The 15,215-nt window shown below is 69.8% G+C and carries 15 protein-coding genes; 11 read left to right on the top strand and 4 right to left on the bottom strand.

Features of this window, described 5'->3' with window-relative positions; all coding sequences use genetic code 11:
* The first annotated feature begins 321 nt into the window (after positions 1–321).
* The 6 genes from ytfR to JUB11_RS22220 all read left to right on the top strand — a co-directional run bounded on the left by ytfR (position 322) and on the right by JUB11_RS22220 (position 6,002).
* The gene (gene ytfR / locus JUB11_RS22245) at positions 322–1,842 is read left to right on the top strand and encodes a galactofuranose ABC transporter, ATP-binding protein YtfR (RefSeq protein WP_207460934.1); all 1,521 of its coding nucleotides are present in this window, start codon (positions 322–324) and stop codon (positions 1,840–1,842) included.
* Between the two features lie 5 nt (positions 1,843–1,847).
* On the top strand, positions 1,848–2,849 hold the full coding sequence (locus JUB11_RS22240) for an ABC transporter permease (RefSeq protein WP_207460945.1): 1,002 nt from the start codon (positions 1,848–1,850) through the stop codon (positions 2,847–2,849).
* The gene (yjfF, locus tag JUB11_RS22235) at positions 2,846–3,823 is read left to right on the top strand and encodes a galactofuranose ABC transporter, permease protein YjfF (protein WP_207460932.1); all 978 of its coding nucleotides are present in this window, start codon (positions 2,846–2,848) and stop codon (positions 3,821–3,823) included. Before JUB11_RS22240 ends, yjfF begins: the two co-directional genes overlap by 4 nt.
* Before the next feature lie 10 nt (positions 3,824–3,833).
* On the top strand, positions 3,834–4,595 hold the full coding sequence (locus JUB11_RS22230) for a FadR/GntR family transcriptional regulator (RefSeq protein WP_207460930.1): 762 nt from the start codon (positions 3,834–3,836) through the stop codon (positions 4,593–4,595).
* 84 nt (positions 4,596–4,679) lie between these two features.
* Positions 4,680–5,114: a cupin domain-containing protein gene (locus JUB11_RS22225; protein ID WP_207460928.1), complete on the top strand. Its 435-nt coding sequence runs from the start codon at positions 4,680–4,682 to the stop codon at positions 5,112–5,114.
* A 309-nt stretch (positions 5,115–5,423) separates the two neighbouring features.
* Complete coding sequence (locus JUB11_RS22220) at positions 5,424–6,002, top strand: manganese efflux pump MntP family protein (RefSeq protein ID WP_207460926.1); 579 nt, start codon at positions 5,424–5,426, stop codon at positions 6,000–6,002.
* Positions 6,003–6,046: 44 nt separating this feature from the next.
* Here the strand turns inward: JUB11_RS22220 and JUB11_RS22215 are convergent, their stop codons facing one another.
* Positions 6,047–6,547 (bottom strand): DUF892 family protein, encoded by a 501-nt coding sequence (locus JUB11_RS22215; RefSeq protein ID WP_207460925.1) that lies wholly within the window; start codon positions 6,545–6,547, stop codon positions 6,047–6,049.
* 122 nt (positions 6,548–6,669) lie between these two features.
* On the bottom strand, positions 6,670–7,713 hold the full coding sequence (locus tag JUB11_RS22210) for a zinc-dependent alcohol dehydrogenase family protein (protein WP_207460923.1): 1,044 nt from the start codon (positions 7,711–7,713) through the stop codon (positions 6,670–6,672).
* 280 nt (positions 7,714–7,993) lie between these two features.
* On the opposite strand from JUB11_RS22210, the gene JUB11_RS22205 reads away from it, so the two are divergent.
* The 5 genes from JUB11_RS22205 (at position 7,994) to JUB11_RS22185 (ending at position 12,975) form a co-directional block, all read left to right on the top strand.
* A complete protein-coding gene (locus tag JUB11_RS22205) occupies positions 7,994–8,230 on the top strand; it encodes a hypothetical protein (protein ID WP_207460921.1) in 237 nt (78 codons plus the stop codon).
* The gene (locus tag JUB11_RS22200; protein WP_207460919.1) at positions 8,223–9,659 is read left to right on the top strand and encodes a DEAD/DEAH box helicase; all 1,437 of its coding nucleotides are present in this window, start codon (positions 8,223–8,225) and stop codon (positions 9,657–9,659) included. Before JUB11_RS22205 ends, JUB11_RS22200 begins: the two co-directional genes overlap by 8 nt.
* Before the next feature lie 120 nt (positions 9,660–9,779).
* Entirely contained in the window at positions 9,780–10,253 is a 474-nt protein-coding gene (locus tag JUB11_RS22195) for a (2Fe-2S)-binding protein (protein ID WP_207460917.1), read from the top strand.
* Complete coding sequence (locus JUB11_RS22190; RefSeq protein WP_207460916.1) at positions 10,253–12,544, top strand: xanthine dehydrogenase family protein molybdopterin-binding subunit; 2,292 nt, start codon at positions 10,253–10,255, stop codon at positions 12,542–12,544. Before JUB11_RS22195 ends, JUB11_RS22190 begins: the two co-directional genes overlap by 1 nt.
* Positions 12,545–12,561: 17 nt before the next feature.
* The gene (locus JUB11_RS22185) at positions 12,562–12,975 is read left to right on the top strand and encodes a hypothetical protein (protein ID WP_207460914.1); all 414 of its coding nucleotides are present in this window, start codon (positions 12,562–12,564) and stop codon (positions 12,973–12,975) included.
* Between the two features lie 76 nt (positions 12,976–13,051).
* Here the strand turns inward: JUB11_RS22185 and JUB11_RS22180 are convergent, their stop codons facing one another.
* On the bottom strand, positions 13,052–13,306 hold the full coding sequence (locus tag JUB11_RS22180) for a hypothetical protein (protein ID WP_207460913.1): 255 nt from the start codon (positions 13,304–13,306) through the stop codon (positions 13,052–13,054).
* A gap of 111 nt (positions 13,307–13,417) precedes the next feature.
* A complete protein-coding gene (locus tag JUB11_RS22175; protein WP_207460911.1) occupies positions 13,418–15,178 on the bottom strand; it encodes a thiamine pyrophosphate-dependent enzyme in 1,761 nt (586 codons plus the stop codon).
* Positions 15,179–15,215: the final 37 nt, after the last annotated feature.

The raw sequence follows: 15,215 nt of genomic DNA, 5'->3' as shown, positions 1-15,215 counted from the left end.
AAGATGCCGTAGAAATCGCTGCTTTCGATCGAGCACTCCGCGCCTATGGCCGAGATTACAAGCCAGAAGCCTAATCAAACAGGCTCTGAGGGTTTAAGAAAGCACGGGTCGATCCCCTCTCCCGTCCCGGGAGAGGGTTGGGGTGAGGGTGCGAATTAGGCGAAGGGACCATCGGTCCCTTCGCGGCTTCTGGAGGACGCCTTGCCCTCACCCTCCCACCGCTTCGCGGCGGGTCCCTCCCTCTCCCCGGCGGGGAGAGGGGTGCACCGGGCCATGTCCTTCCTGATTCAGTGCTCGCCCACCTGCCTTCAAGAGGCCTTCATGACGGCATCGACGGACAGCCCGCCGCTCCTTCAGGTGCGGGGGCTGGTGAAGAGTTTTCCGGGCGTGCGCGCCCTGGACGGCGTGGATTTCACCCTGCGCCATGGCGAGATCCACGCGCTGCTGGGCGAGAACGGCGCCGGCAAATCGACGCTCATCAAGACGCTGACCGGCGTCTACCAGAAGGACGGCGGGTCCGTCCGGATGGAGGGGCGGGAGATCGCGCCGCGCGACGTCGCCGACGCCCAGCGGCTCCAAATCGGCACCGTCTATCAGGAGGTGAACCTGCTGCCGAACCTGTCGGTGGCGGAGAACCTGTTTCTGGGGCGGGAGCCGACACGCTTCGGCTTCACCGACGGGCGGGCCATGCGGCGCCGCGCGCGCGAGATCATGCGCGGCTACGGCATGGACATCGATCCGGCGGCGTCGCTCGGCGACTTCTCGGTCGCGGTGCAGCAGATGGTCGCCATCGCCCGCGCCGTGGACCTGTCCGCCCGCGTCCTGATCCTGGACGAGCCGACGGCGAGCCTCGACGCGCAGGAGGTCGCCATGCTGTTCGACGCCATGCGCCGCCTGCGGGGGCAGGGCATGGGAATCGTCTTCGTCACCCATTTCCTGGACCAGGTCTACGCGGTCAGCGACCGCATCACGGTCCTGCGCAACGGCCGGCTGGTGGGGGAGCGGGTGACGGCGGATCTCGACCGGCTGGACCTCGTCTCCATGATGCTGGGACGCGAACTCGCCGCCGAGGCGCACCACATCGCCGCCGCCCCGGACCTTCCCCAGGGAGAGCCGCTGGTCTCCTTCAAGGGGTTCGGGCGCCGCAAGTCCGTGGAGCCCTTCGACCTGGAGATCCGTCCCGGCGAGGTGGTCGGCGTGGCCGGCCTGCTCGGCTCCGGCCGGACGGAGACGGCGCGGCTGCTGTTCGGGGTGGACCGTGCGGACACGGGCGCGGTCACGGTCGGCGGCCGCAAGGCGCGGCTGCGCTCGCCCCGCGACGCCGTCGCCCACGGCTTCGGCTACTGCCCGGAGGACCGCAAGGTCGAGGGCATCGTCGGCGAGCTGTCGGTGCGCGAGAACATCATCCTCGCCCTCCAGGCCCGGCGGGGCTGGCTCCGCCCCCTGCCGCGCCGCGAGCAGGAGGAGATCGCCGACCGCTTCATCAAGCTGCTGGACATCCGCACCTCCGACGCCGAGAAGCCGATCCAGAACCTGTCGGGCGGCAACCAGCAGAAGGCGATCCTGGCCCGCTGGCTGGCGACCGAACCGCGTTTCCTGATCCTGGACGAGCCGACGCGCGGCATCGACGTCGGCGCGCACGCGGAGATCATCCGGCTGATCAACCGGCTGCGCGGCGACGGGCTGGCCCTCATGGTGATCTCCTCCGAGCTGGAGGAAATCGTCGCCTACGCCCGGCGGGTCGTCGTGCTGCGCGACCGGCGGCACGTCGCCGAGCTGCGCGGGCCGGAGGTCACCGTCGACCGCATCATGACCTCCATCGCCGCGGGGAGCCCGACGTGAGCGCCATGTCCATTCCATCCTTTCCGGCCCTGTCGCGCAGCCTGCCGCAGGTCGCGGCCCTGCTGGCCGTGATGATCGCCAACTGGCTGGTCTTTCCCGACTTCTTCGACATCCGCTTCCAGGACGGCCGGCTGTTCGGCAGCCTGATCGACGTGCTGAACCGCGGCGCGCCGGTGGCGCTGCTGGCGCTCGGCATGGCGCTGGTGATCGCGACCAAGGGAGTGGACCTGTCGGTCGGCGCCGTCATGGCCATCGCCGGGGCGGGGGCGGCGACGCTCGCCCAGGACGGGCACGAGCTGCCGGTGATCCTGCTCGTCTCGCTCGGGATCGGCGTCGCCTGCGGCCTGTGGAACGGCATCCTCGTGGCGGTCCTGCAGATCCAGCCGATCATCGCCACGCTGATCCTGATGGTGGTCGGGCGGGGCATCGCCCAGCTCATCACCGAGGGGCAGATCGTCACCTTCACCGACCCGGCACTCGCCGCCGTCGGCAGCGGCGCCTTCCTGACCGTGCCCATGCCGGTGGTCATCATGCTGGGGATGCTGGTGCTGACCGCGGCGGTCGTCCGGCTGACGGCACTCGGCCTCTTCATCGAATCGGTCGGGGTGAACCGGCTGTCCAGCGCCTACGCCGGCGTCAACACGCGGCTCGTCACCATCGCGGTCTATGTCTGGTGCGGCCTCTGCGCCTCGGTCGCCGGGCTGATCGTCGCCGCCGACATCCGGGGGGCGGACGCCAACAACGCCGGGCTCTGGCTGGAGCTGGACGCCATCCTCGCGGTGGTCATCGGCGGCGCCTCCCTGTTCGGCGGTCGGTTCAGCCTAGCCCTGGCGGTGGTCGGCGCGCTCATCATCCAGGCGATGAACACGGGCATCCTGCTCAGCGGCTTCAAGCCGGAATTCAACCTCATCGTCAAGGCGACGGTGGTGATGGCGGTGCTGCTGCTCCAGTCGCCCGCCCTGAAATCCATCCTCGCCCGCCGCGCCAACCGGAGGGACCGGGCATGACCCGCCGCTACCTGCCGCTGATCGCCACCATCCTCGTCTTCATCGCCGGCTATGCCTTCTGCGCGATGCAGTTCCCGAACTTCACCTCCACGCGGGTGCTGGGCAACCTGCTGACCGACAACGCCTTCATCGGCATCGCGGCCATCGGCATGACCTTCGTCATCATCTCCGGCGGGATCGACCTGTCGGTGGGATCGGTGATCGCCTTCACGACCGTGTTCCTGGCCATCGCCATCGAGCAGCACCAGGTTCCGCCCTGGCTCGCCTTCGCGATGGCGCTGGGGCTGGGCGGGCTGTTCGGCGCCGCGATGGGGTGGATCATCCATTACCTGGAGATGCCGGCCTTCATCGTCACGCTGGCCGGCATGTTCCTGGTCCGCGGCATCGGCTTCCTGCTGACCACGGATTCGGTGCCGATCAACCACCCGCTCTACGGCGAGCTGAACGACGTGGCTCTGGCCCTGCCGGGCGGGGGACGGCTCAGCCTCATCGCCATGGCGATGCTGGCGCTGTTCTTGGCGGCCATGGTTCTGGCGCATTTCACGCGCTTCGGCCGGAACGTCTACGCGATCGGCGGCAACCGGACCTCCGCGCGGCTCATGGGCGTGCCGATCGCGCGCACGACGGTGCTGATCTACACACTGTCGGGCGGTCTGGCGGCGCTTGCCGGGATCGTCTTCTCCCTCTATACCTCCGCCGGCTATCCGCTGGCCGCGACGGGGGTCGAACTCGACACCATCGCCGCCGTGGTCATCGGGGGCACGCTGCTGACGGGCGGGTACGGCCATGTGATCGGCACCTTCGTCGGCGTGCTGATCCAGGGACTGATCCAGACCTACATCACCTTCGACGGGACGCTCAGCAGTTGGTGGACCAAGATCGCCGTCGGAGTCCTGCTCTTCGCCTTCATCGCGCTCCAGCGGCTGCTGCTGGTCGCCTGGCCGGCGCGCGGCGCGGTTCCCGCCCGTGCGTGAGGCCCTGGTCATGAGGCGGCGCGGCGCGGCGGACGTGGTCCGCTCGGCCCACAGCCTCATCACCCGGTCCATCGGCACCAGCATCCTGCGCGGGGACTACGCCGCCGGATCGCTGCTGCCGTCGGAAGGCGAGTTGCTGGAGCGCTTCGCCGTCTCGCGCACGGCGCTGCGGGAGGCGCTGAAGACGCTGACCGCCAAGGGGCTGGTCGTGTCCAAGACCAAGGTCGGCACCCGCGTGCTGGCCGAGAACAACTGGAACATGTTCGATTCCGACATCCTCGCCTGGCGGCTGGAGCTGGGCATGGACCGGCGGTTCCTGGGCAGCCTGTTCGAGATCCGCCAGGCGCTGGAGCCCTGCGCGGCGGCGCTGGCCGCCACGCGGCGTGGCGAGACCGACCTGGAGCGGCTGCGCGCCAGCCTGGACCGGATGGACGCCGCCCGGTACGACCTCGAACGCTTCACGGCGGCCGACCTGGATTTCCATCTCGGCATCATCGAGGCGGCCGGCAACGGCTTCATGCAGTCCATCGAAAGCCTCATCAGCACGGCGCTGACCTCGGCCTTCACGCTGAGTTCGCCGGTGGACAGGCCGGACGACCACGAACGCTCGGTGCGCCAGCACCGGGCGGTGTTCGACGCCATCGCCGGGCGGAACCCGCAGGCGGCCGGCGACGCCATGTGCGCCGTCATCTCGCAGGGCGCCCGCTCCGCCGGCGTGCTCGACGACGAAAAGACCATCGCACGGCTGGACCTGCGCGCCTACGGCGGCTGAAGCCGCTCCTGGAAGAGATCCGGGTGGACGCCCGAGCCTGCCTGCACGACTATGGCAGGGAAGGATCTCGGCCGGGAGGATGCCATGAGGACGCAGGACGAGGACAACGTGGTGCGCATGGGGGCTCTCGAACTCCGTTTCCTCGTGGACGAGGAGCAAAGCGCGGGCAGCACCGTGACCTTCGAATTCGTGGTGCCCACGAACGCCCGGGTTCCGGCACCCCACTATCACGAAGCCGTGGACGAGGTGGTCTATGGGCTGAGCGGAACGCTCACGACGACCATCGACGGCCGGAAGCAGGCGGTCCGGCCGGGGGATTGCGTCTTCATTCCGCGCGGCAGCGTCCACCATCACGAGAACCCTCATCCGGAGACCGCGCGCGCCCTGGTCGTCCTGACGCCGGGAACGATCGGGAAGCGGTATTTCGTGGAATTGGCGGAGCTGGTGAACGGCCCGGGCAAGCCCGATCCCGACAGGGTGAAGGAGATCATGCATCGGTACGGGCTGGTCACCGTTTGAGCCATCCGTTCGATGCGCCGGGGGCTTCGCCCCTCCTCTTTTGAACCCCTCTAAGTATATGAATAGCTGTTCATATGCGTTGACGTGCGTGCCGGGCGCCTGTAGGGTCCGGCCACCATTGGGGAGTAGCCACCCTCTGCGGAGGGGCGCGTGCCAACAGACTCAGGACCCGCTTCAAGACGGGTCCTGTGGTGCGTGCGGTGCCGGACGGATCCGGCGGCTCGGCGAGACCGATGGCGCGACCGCCATCCCGAAGGCCAGCCGGGGGTGGGCGCGCTGTCGCGTGTCGTATGGCCCGGAGTGCTGCTCATGTTCGGTGCGACTTCCCTCGCGCTCGCCGTCAGCCTGTCCATGGACAGCTTCGCCGCCGCCCTCGGGCAGGGTGCCGCGCGGTCGCGCACCGGCATTCCGGAAGCCTTTCGCGTCGGCCTCGCCTTCGGCGCCTGCCAGCTTCTCATGGCGGTGGTCGGCTGGGGGCTCGGCGTCGCCTTCGCCGACCTTGTCCAGGCCGTCGATCACTGGATCGCCTTCGGCCTTCTGCTGGTCATCGGCGCCTCCATGGTCCGCAACGCCGTCGCCGGGGAGGCCGATGACGCCGCCGCCGCGAAGCGGTCGGGCTGGCTCTCCCTGCTGACCATGGCCGTCGCCACGAGCATCGACGCCAGCGCGGTCGGGGTCGGCCTCGCCATGGCCGACATGGACATCGCCACGACGGCGACGCTGGTCGGCATGGTCACCTTCCTGATGGGCTTCGCCGGCGTGCTGCTGGGCCGCGCCGCCGGCCCGCTGCTGGGCCGCCGCGCCGAGTTCGTCGGCGGCCTCGGCCTCGTCGCCATCGGCGCCAAGATCCTCGTCGAGCACACGCTGATCGAGGGCGTCCCCTTCTGAGGGGAACGCCCGCCACCTGACCTCCGCCGAGCCCGAAAGCGCGGTCAGGCGGCCTTCAGCGCCTTCTGGTTGATGTCCTCGACCGCGAGCCGGTTCAGCTTCTCGTCGGTCGAGCGCTCCTCGTCCAGCGTCTGCTCCAGGAGCTTGGCGATCTCCGTCTCGCCCATCGCCTCCGCGAAGGCGTGCACCGTGCCGTAGCAGGCGATCTCGTAATGCTCGATCTTCTGCTGGGCGGCGATCAGCGCGGCGTCGAGCAGTTCGGGCGGCAGGTCCATCTCCAGGACCTCCTTGGCTTCCTCGATCAGCCCCTCGACCGCCTGGCAGCGGCTGCCATGAACGCGGACATCCAGCGTCTCGAAGATCTGCACCAGCCGCTCGATCTGCTCCTGAGTCTCCTCCTGGTGCTGTTCGAAGGCCTGCTTGATCCGCTCGTCGGTCGCGGCACGCGCCAGCTTCGGCATGGCCTTCAGGCTGCGGCGCTCGCCGTCGTAGATGTCGCGGAGGCTGCCGATCAGAAGATCCTGCATGGTGCGCGTCTTCGCCATGGATGAAGGCTCCTTGAGATGTTGCCGCGGCAAGAGCCGCGATGGCGGAGCCTCCAACAGGGGGCGGGCAGGGCGGTTCCCGGCCGCCCCAAGAGGACGGGTCCGGGAACCGCGAAGCCGGATCAGAACCGGTCGATCACCGTGATTCCGGCACCGGTGTAGCCGTTCATGGCGGCCAGCGCGGCACCCGCCTCCTCCAGCGGGATGGTCTTGGTGATCAGCCGCTTGGGGTCGAGCCGCCCGCTCTCGATCATCGCCAGCAGGGCGGGGAAGCGGCTCGACGGGATGCCGCGCGTGCCCATCAGCGTGATCTGCCGGGAATAGACCAGCTCCAGCAGCGGGATCGTCGGTTCGGCGTGACGGCCCAGCGGCATGCCGATCTGCACGTGCCGGCCCAGCTTGCGCAGGCCCCGGATGGAATTGTGGAAGGTGTCGGTGATGCCCAGCGCGTCGATGGACACCCGCGCCCCGCCGTCGGTCAGGTCCCGCACGGCCGCGCCGACGTCCTGGATGCCCGTGGCGTTCAGCGTCTTGGTGGCGCCGAGTGCGCGGGCCATGGCCAGCGCCTCCTCGTTCACGTCGATGGCGAGCACCGGCGCGCCGATGGCCGCGGCGATCATGACGGCGGACAGCCCGACGCCGCCGCAGCCATGCACCGCCAGCCATTCGCCGGGCTGGAGTGCCGCCCGGTCCACGAGGCCCCGGAAGGCGGTCGTGACCCGGCAGCCCATGCCCGCCGCCTCGACGAAGCCGAGCTGGTCGGGAAGCCGGACGAGGTTGAAGTCGGCGCGCGGGATGGCGATGCGCTCGGCGAAGGCGCCCCAGGAGGAGAAGCCGATGACGTGCTGGTCGTTGCAGACCGTCGGATCGCCGCCCACGCAGTCCGGGCAGTGACCGCAGGCCAGGATGAAGGGGGCGGTGACCCGGTCGCCCACCCGGACGCGCCGGCAATCCGGCCCGACCGCCTCGACCACGCCCGCGAACTCGTGGCCCGGCACATGCGGGGCGGACACGTCGGAGTCGGCGCCCGTCCAGGCGTGCCAGTCGGACCGGCAGACCCCGCAGGCCTCGACCCGGACGACGGCGCCGTCCCTGGGGCAGTCCGGGTCCGGCACGCTCACCACCTCGAGCGGTCCGTTGAAGCGGTTGAAGATCGCGGCTTTCATGGCGGGAACGGTTCCATATGGTCCAAACGGACCGGGACCATGGAACCGCGCGCGACGGCCTGTCAACGGGGCCGGTCGAAGGACCGAACCTGCGCCGTGATGGCCGCCCTTGCCGATGCGGGCGGCACCGTCCGCGCGGGCGAACTGGGCGCCGGATGCCGACCGACGCGGCCATCGCAAAAGCAGGCCGGAAATCCTATATTCGAGCTGTGTGGCCGCCGTGCCCCGCTCTTCCGGGACGGGCCGTGGCGCACGATAACGAGAACTTCGGTGTAAGTGTATGCAGATCAACGAGTATCTGGGCTTTCGCAAGGGCGACGAGGTCCTCGACGCGGCGGAGCTGACCGCCGGGACGGCGCGCATCAAGGAAATTCACCTGGCCTTCGACGACATGGGGCTGGCGGCGGTCGCCATCATGGAGAACGGCGCCGAGCGCTACATCACCCAGCTCAAGAAGGTCCGTTCCGCCCCGCAGGCGGACGGCAGGCCGAACAACGTGACCGCCCTGCATGGCTGAGGCCGCCGGTCCGGCGGCCTTCATCCCCCGCGCCCACCAGATCGAGGCGCGCGACGCGATCCTCGCGCGCCGGCGGGCGGGGCGTTCGGGGTTCCTGCTCGGCGACCGCACGGGCCTCGGCAAGACCCTGTCGGTCTGGCTGGCCGTCGCGGCCATGCCGGAAGAGGACGTTCTGGTCGTCTGCCCGAAGAGCGCCCTGGCCCACTGGCGCCGGACCATCGCCCGGTCCGGCTGCGCGCCCAAGCGCGTCACCCTCACCAATTACGAGCGCACCAAGTCGCTGCTGAAGCCGGTGGAGGGCAGCACCCGCCGCTCGGCTCGGGCGAAGAACAACGAACTCGCCAGGCAGGGTGAGCCGAAGCGCGTCTGGCCCATCGTCATTTTCGACGAGAGCCACCGGCTGCGGAATCCCTACGCCCAGCAGACCATGGCCTGCCGCACCGTCGCCGACGCCGCGGCCTTCCGCATCTACATGAGCGCCACGGCGGGACAGGCCCCGCACGAGCTGGCCTATCTCGGCCCGCTGCTCGGCCAGGCGGCCGGGCTGGACACCGCCGAGCTGGGCGGCTTCCGTGACCTGATGAAGCGGCTCGGCATCGGCAAGGCCAAGGGGCGCTGGACCAACTGGAAGTGGGAACCCAACGAGCGGGACTGCCGCGTCATGGCCGACCTGCTCTACCGGGGGCCGGGCTCGGTCGGGCTGCGCCGCAGCCCGGAGGACATCGAGGGCTGGCCCGAGGTGGAGCGGGCGCTGGCCCCGACCGAATTCGACCGCGAGGAACGGCGCCTCTACGAGGCGACATGGCGCGAGTTCCGGCGGGAGTTCGGGCTCGCCGGCGGCGGCACGCGCCGGCCGCAGGGCTGGGCGGCCGACCTGCGCTTCCGGCAGAAAGGCTCGCTGCTGCGCGTGCGCGGCACCGCCGACCTCCTGGAGGAGCTGCTCGCCAACGGCCACAAGGCCGCTGTGTCCGTCGCCTTCCTGGAGACAGGGGCGATGCTGGAGGAAACCCTGAAGGGCCGGGGCTGGCGCGTCGCCCGCATCACCGGGGAAAGCGGGATGGACGCCAACGAGGCCACGCGCGTCGCCTTCCAGACCGGCGAGCTGGACGTGGTGGTCTTCACCGTCACGGAATCCATCTCGCTGCACCAGGGCGAGATGCCCGGCGGCGAGGCGCCGCGCGCGCTGGTCGTCCACGACCTGCGCTACTCCGCCATCCAGATGCAGCAGATCGAGGGCCGCTGCCACCGCGACGGGCGCAAGGCGACGGTCTGGTACGCCTACGCCGAGGACACGGTGGAGGAGCGGGTGGCGGAGGCCGTGGTCGCCCGCATGCGCTCCATGGACGCGATGGCCGGCGACGACACCGGACTGCTGGACGAGATCTACGGCGTGCTCCGCGCCGAGCTTGGCGAAGAGCAGCCCGCCTGACCTTCCGGATAGCTCCGGAAACTCTCCCGCCCCGGGGATGTTGATGCCCGTATGTCCGTCTCCCGCGCGTCGTTTGCGGGGGCGGAACGATTCGCATGCGTCGGGAAAGGACGAGCCCCCATGATGACCCTGACCGTGAATGGCGTCGAACACCGGTTCGACGGCGATCCGGAGATGCCCCTGCTGTGGTACCTGCGTGACGAGCTGGGCCTGACGGGCACCAAGTTCGGCTGCGGGGTCGCGCAGTGCGGTGCCTGCACCATCCATGTGGACGGGCAGGCCGCCTTCTCCTGCGTGACGCCCATCGGCACGGTGGAAGGGACGAAGATCACGACCATCGAGGGGCTGTCCAGCGACGGCAACCATCCGGTGCAGACCGCCTGGCGCGAGCTGAACGTCTCGCAGTGCGGCTACTGCCAGGCCGGCCAGATCATGCAGGCCTCCGCCCTGCTGGCCGCCACCCCCAACCCGTCCGACGAGGACATCGACGGGACGATGAGCGCCAACCTCTGCCGATGCGGCACCTACACCCGCATCCGCACCGCCATCAAGCAGGCGGCGCAGGGCCAGTCCGCCGAGCGGAGGACCGAGTGATGGGCGATCTCTCCCTCAGGAACGTCAGCCGCCGCGGCCTGCTCGGCGGCATGGGTGCGGCCGCCTTCGTGCTGGCGGTCGGGCTGCCCGTCCTGTCGCGCGCGCAGGAGCAGGAAAAGAAGAGCTTCGGCGCCGACGCCATGCCGAACGGCTGGAAGGACGATCCGCACCTCTTCGTTTCCATCGCCAAGGACGGGGCGGTGACGATCACCTGCCACCGGTCGGAAATGGGGCAGGGTGTCCGCACCTCCATCGCCATGGCCATCGCCGACGAGCTGGAGGCCGACTGGGCGCACGTCAAGGTCGCCCAGGCGCCCGGCGACGAGGAGCGCTTCGGCAACCAGGACACCGACGGCTCGCGCAGCCTGCGCCACTTCTTCATGCCGATGCGCCGCGCCGGCGCCGCGGCCCGCGCCATGCTGGAGCAGGCGGCGGCAAAGCAGTGGGGCGTCCCGGCCGCGGAGGTGCGGGCCGAGAACCACAAGGTCGTCCACGCCGCCTCTGGCCGTTCCATCGGCTACGGCGATCTGGCGGAGACCGCCGCGGCCCTGCCGGTTCCAGCGGGCGACGCGGTCCGGCTGAAGGACCCGAAGGACTTCCGCTACATCGGCACGGAAAAGATCGGGCTGGTGGACAACTGGGACATCACCACCGGCAAGGCGATGTACGGCATCGACACCCGGCTGGAGGGCATGCTCTACGCCGTGATCGCCCGCCCGCCGGTCTTCGGGGGCAAGGTCGCCACGTACGACGCCGCCGAGGCCCTGAAGACGCCGGGCGTGGTGAAGGTCGTCGCCATCGATTCGCCGCAGATCCCCTCGGAGTTCGAGCCGCTCGGCGGCATCGCCGTCATCGCCCGCAACACCTGGGCGGCCATTCAGGGCCGTGAAAAGCTGAAGATCCAGTGGGACGACGGGCCGAACGCCGGCTATTCGTCCGACAGCTACCGCAAGCAGCTGGAGGAAGCCGCGCGCAAACCGGGCAAGCTGGTGCGCGCCCAGGGCGATTTCGACGGCGCGATGGCGAAGGCCGCCAAGCGCGTGGAAGCCGAATATTACATCCCCCATCTCGCCCAGGCGCCGATGGAGCCCCCGGCGGCCGTCGCCCGCATCGTGGACGGGCGTTGCGAGGCCTGGGCCTGCACCCAGGCCCCGCAGGTCACCCGCCTGCGCCTCGCCAAGCGGCTCGGGCTGGAACCGGACAAGGTCACGGTCAACGTCACGCTGCTGGGCGGCGGCTTCGGCCGCAAGTCCAAGCCGGACTATGTGCTGGAGGCCGGCATCCTCAGCAAGGCGATGGACGGCGCGCCCGTGAAGGTCACCTGGACGCGCGAGGACGACCTGCACCACAGCTACTACCACACCGTCTCGGTCGAGCGGCTGGAGGCCGGCCTGGACGAGCAGGGCAAGCCGGTCGCCTGGCTGCACCGCAGCGTGGCGCCCACCATCGGCTCGATCTTCGCGCCCGACCCGAAGCACGAGATGCCCTTCGAGCTGGGCATGGGCCTGACCAACACGCCCTTCCCGATCGCGAACTTCCGCGCCGAGAACCCGGAGGCGCCGGCCCATGTCCGCATCGGCTGGTACCGGTCCGTGTCCAACATCCCCCACGCCTTCGCCATCCAGTCCTTCGTGGCCGAACTGGCCCATGCGGCCGGACGCGACCCCAAGGACTATCTTCTGGAGCTGATCGGCCAGCCGCAGCGGATGGATCCGACCGAGCTGGGCGACGTCTGGAACTACGGCGAGAACCCCGACCGCTACCCCATCGACACCGGCCGCTTGAGGGGCGTGGTCGAGGCCGCCGCCAAGGGCATCGGCTGGGGCCGCCAGCTGCCGAAGGGCAGCGGCCTGGGCATCGCCGCCCATTACAGCTTCGTCTCCTACGTCGCCGTCGCGACGGAGGTGGCGGTGGGCGAAGGCGGCCGCCTGTCGGTCCCCCGCGTGGACATCGCCATCGATTGCGGCCCGCAGGTGAACCCGGAGCGCATCCGCTCGCAGATGGAGGGGGCGGTCATCATGGGCCTCGGCCAAGCCTTGCGGGCCGAGATCACCTTCAAGGACGGGCGCGCCCAGCAGAACAACTTCGACGGTTACGAGCTGGTGCGCATGGACACGTCCCCGCGCGCGATCCACGTCCATCTGGTCAAGCCGGCCGACCCGAACGTGGCGATGGGCGGCGTCGGCGAACCCGGCCTGCCGCCGGTGATGCCGGCCGTTGCCAACGCCGTCTTCGCGGCCACCGGCAAGCGCATCCGCCAGTTCCCCATCCGCGACCAGCTCGCCGTCTGACGGCAGGGAGACCAGTCATGAAGCCAGCCCTCACTCTCGCGGCCGCCTTCGCCGGGCTCCTCGCCTGCGGCCCGGTCCTCGCCGCCTCCTGCACGGAGCGGATAACCGCACTGGAGGCCAAGCTGGACGAGGCGGCGGAATCCGCCATCTCCACCTCCTCCGCCGGCCAGGGCGTCGCCGGCGCCCGCGAGGGGCAGGCCATCCACGCCGAGAACAAGGACGTTCCCGTCGGGGCGCCCGCCGTCCCCTACCAGAAGGAGAACAAGGAAGCCGGCGCCGTCCGCTCCGCCGAGAACGCGGGCGGCGCCGGCGACCGCGTCATGCAGGCCAAGGCCTCGCTGAACCAGGCCAAGAGCTTCGACCAGCAGGGCAACGCCGCCAAGTGCGACGAGGCCGTGGCGGAGGCGCAGAAGCAGCTCGATCCGGACTGAGCGCGGACGGGCGGTAGGTGATGCACATGGCCCGCCGTGGCCGCCTCGGGATAGGAGGCGGGCACGGCGGGCCTTTTCATTCGGCTGTATGGCCCGCCGGGTTTGGTCCACCTATCTTGGAAAGATGATTGCTCGGATCACGCATGGGGTCGTCGTGCCCGCCGACTACCCGGAACTGGCTCTGCTTGCCTGGAACCGTGATCCTGCCCGCCCGATCGACGCCGAGGAAGCGTTCGCCCTTTATGAGCGGAACTGGCGGCACGTCGATAAAGAGCACCTCACCGCTCGGGAAGCGGACCTCATCCGCGACCTCACGGAGCGTTTCGGGCATGGGTACTTGCTCACGTCCTGACGCGGAGGCGGGACGTGTTCCGGAGCCCTGAACGTCGGGTTATCGCGCCGGCGCGTGCGGCCATGAACGCGCCGATCTTGTCCCTTCCCGTCACTCCTTCACCGCCGTCCGCGCCGGTTCCTCCGAGAGAGCGCGTTCGATCTGCTCGCGGCCGGGCGTGCCGGCGTCCAGCGCCTGTTGCAGGTGCTTCATGTATTCCTCGCGGCGCTTGGGCGGCAGCATGGGTTCCCACTGGTCAACGACGGCGTCCACCAGCACCGGCCCCGGCTCGGCGAAGGCGCGGTCGAGGATGGCCGCGCAATCCTCGGACCGCTCGATCCGGTAGCCTTTAAGCCCCAGCCCCTCCGCGACCTTGGCGAAGTCGATGGGCTGCAGGTCGCAGCCGAATTCCGGGTTGCCGAGGAACATCATCTGCTCCCACTTGATCTGGCCGAGCGTGGAGTTGTTGATGACGATCACCTTCACCGGCAGGCCATAGCGCCGGCAGGTCGCCAGCTCCCCCAGCGACATGGCGAGGCCGCCGTCGCCGACGCAGGCCACCACCTGCCGGCCGGGGAAGGCGAGCGCCGCCGCGATGGCGTAGGGCACGCCGGCCCCCATGGAGGCGAGGGTGCCGGACACGCCGAATTTCTGCGTTCCCCGGATCGTCACATATTGGGCGGCGAGGCCGGTGTTGTGGCCGCAGTCCGTGACGATGATGGCGTCGTCGGCCAGCCGCCGGTCGAGGTCGCGCACGACGCGCTGGGGCTTCATCGGCTCGCCCGGCCGGTCGGCTCCCTCCTCCAGCGACCGCAGCCACTCCGCCTTGGCGGCCTGGACGCGCTCCAGGAACGTGCGGTCGGACTTGCGTTGCAGCTTCTCGTTCAGGGCGCGCAGGCTCTTGGCCACGTCGCCGACGACCGCCGCCTCGGCCGGGTAGCGCAGGCTGATGCGGGTGGGGTCCAGGTCGATCTGCACCGCCCGCGCCTGTCCGGGCTTGGGGTAATATTCGATGTAGGGGAAGCTGGAGCCGACGATCAGCAGCGTATCGCACTCCTCCAGCCCCAGCTGCGACGGGCGAGTGCCGAGATAGCCGACGCCGCCGGTGACGTGGGGGTGGCCGTCGGGCAGCACCGCCTTGCCGAGCAGCGCCTTGGCGATGGGTGCCCCAAGCAGTTCCGCCGTGCGCAGCAGCTCATCGCCCGCGCCGAAGGCGCCCTGGCCGGCCAGGATCATCACCTTCTTGCCGGCGTTCAGCACCTCCGCCGCGCGGGCGATGGCGTCCTCCGTCGGCTCGCGGGCGGACTCCACATAGGCGGTGCTGGTGTGGCCCGGCTTGTTGCGGGGGGAGAATTGCGCCTCCTCGACGGACTGCTCCTGCACGTCGGCGGGCACGGCGACATGGGTGGCGGCGCGGTTGGACAGAGCCGTCCGGCAGGCCAGCGACACGGCGTTCTGCACATGGGCGGCGCTGAAGATCTGCGCCGAATAGGCCGTGGCGTCGGTGAACAGCCGCGTGTGGTCGATGTCCTGCTGGGTGTAGGTCTGGTTCAGGTCCTGATAGGGCAGGCCGGTGATGGCTATGACCGGCGCGCGGTCGAACTTCGCGTCGTACAGCCCGTTCAGCAGATGCACCCCGCCCGGCCCGGTGGTGGCAAGGCAGCAGCCGAGCTTGCCGGACCATTTCGCGTAGGCGCAGGCCATGAAGGCCGCCGCCTCCTCGTGCCGGGCCTGCACGAAGCGGATGCGGTCCTGCCGCGTGCGCAGGGCCTCCATGATCCCGTTGATGCCGTCGCCCGGCATGCCGAAGACGGTGTCCACGCCCCATTCGATGAGCGTTTCGATCAGGATGTCGGAGGTGTTCTGCGCCATCGGCCGGGCTCCCGCGGGTTGGCCCCGGATCCGGTCC

The sequence above is a fragment of the Azospirillum sp. SYSU D00513 genome, from assembly GCF_017356015.1.
GTDB lineage: Bacteria > Pseudomonadota > Alphaproteobacteria > Azospirillales > Azospirillaceae > Azospirillum.
Note: the sequence above shows the minus strand (reverse complement) of the source record. Positions and strands in the feature narration are given on the sequence as shown.

Bases quoted from the DNA above. Each gene is read 5' to 3' on its own strand.
- ytfR (WP_207460934.1), top strand. From the start codon at position 322: ATGACGGCATCGACGGACAGCCCGCCGCTCCTTCAGGTGCGGGGGCTG.
- JUB11_RS22240 (WP_207460945.1), top strand. From the start codon at position 1,848: ATGTCCATTCCATCCTTTCCGGCCCTGTCGCGCAGCCTGCCGCAGGTC.
- yjfF (WP_207460932.1), top strand. From the start codon at position 2,846: ATGACCCGCCGCTACCTGCCGCTGATCGCCACCATCCTCGTCTTCATC.
- JUB11_RS22230 (WP_207460930.1), top strand. From the start codon at position 3,834: ATGAGGCGGCGCGGCGCGGCGGACGTGGTCCGCTCGGCCCACAGCCTC.
- JUB11_RS22225 (WP_207460928.1), top strand. From the start codon at position 4,680: ATGAGGACGCAGGACGAGGACAACGTGGTGCGCATGGGGGCTCTCGAA.
- JUB11_RS22220 (WP_207460926.1), top strand. From the start codon at position 5,424: ATGTTCGGTGCGACTTCCCTCGCGCTCGCCGTCAGCCTGTCCATGGAC.
- JUB11_RS22215 (WP_207460925.1), bottom strand. From the start codon at position 6,547: ATGGCGAAGACGCGCACCATGCAGGATCTTCTGATCGGCAGCCTCCGC.
- JUB11_RS22210 (WP_207460923.1), bottom strand. From the start codon at position 7,713: ATGAAAGCCGCGATCTTCAACCGCTTCAACGGACCGCTCGAGGTGGTG.
- JUB11_RS22205 (WP_207460921.1), top strand. From the start codon at position 7,994: ATGCAGATCAACGAGTATCTGGGCTTTCGCAAGGGCGACGAGGTCCTC.
- JUB11_RS22200 (WP_207460919.1), top strand. From the start codon at position 8,223: ATGGCTGAGGCCGCCGGTCCGGCGGCCTTCATCCCCCGCGCCCACCAG.
- JUB11_RS22195 (WP_207460917.1), top strand. From the start codon at position 9,780: ATGATGACCCTGACCGTGAATGGCGTCGAACACCGGTTCGACGGCGAT.
- JUB11_RS22190 (WP_207460916.1), top strand. From the start codon at position 10,253: ATGGGCGATCTCTCCCTCAGGAACGTCAGCCGCCGCGGCCTGCTCGGC.
- JUB11_RS22185 (WP_207460914.1), top strand. From the start codon at position 12,562: ATGAAGCCAGCCCTCACTCTCGCGGCCGCCTTCGCCGGGCTCCTCGCC.
- JUB11_RS22180 (WP_207460913.1), bottom strand. From the start codon at position 13,306: ATGCCCGAAACGCTCCGTGAGGTCGCGGATGAGGTCCGCTTCCCGAGC.
- JUB11_RS22175 (WP_207460911.1), bottom strand. From the start codon at position 15,178: ATGGCGCAGAACACCTCCGACATCCTGATCGAAACGCTCATCGAATGG.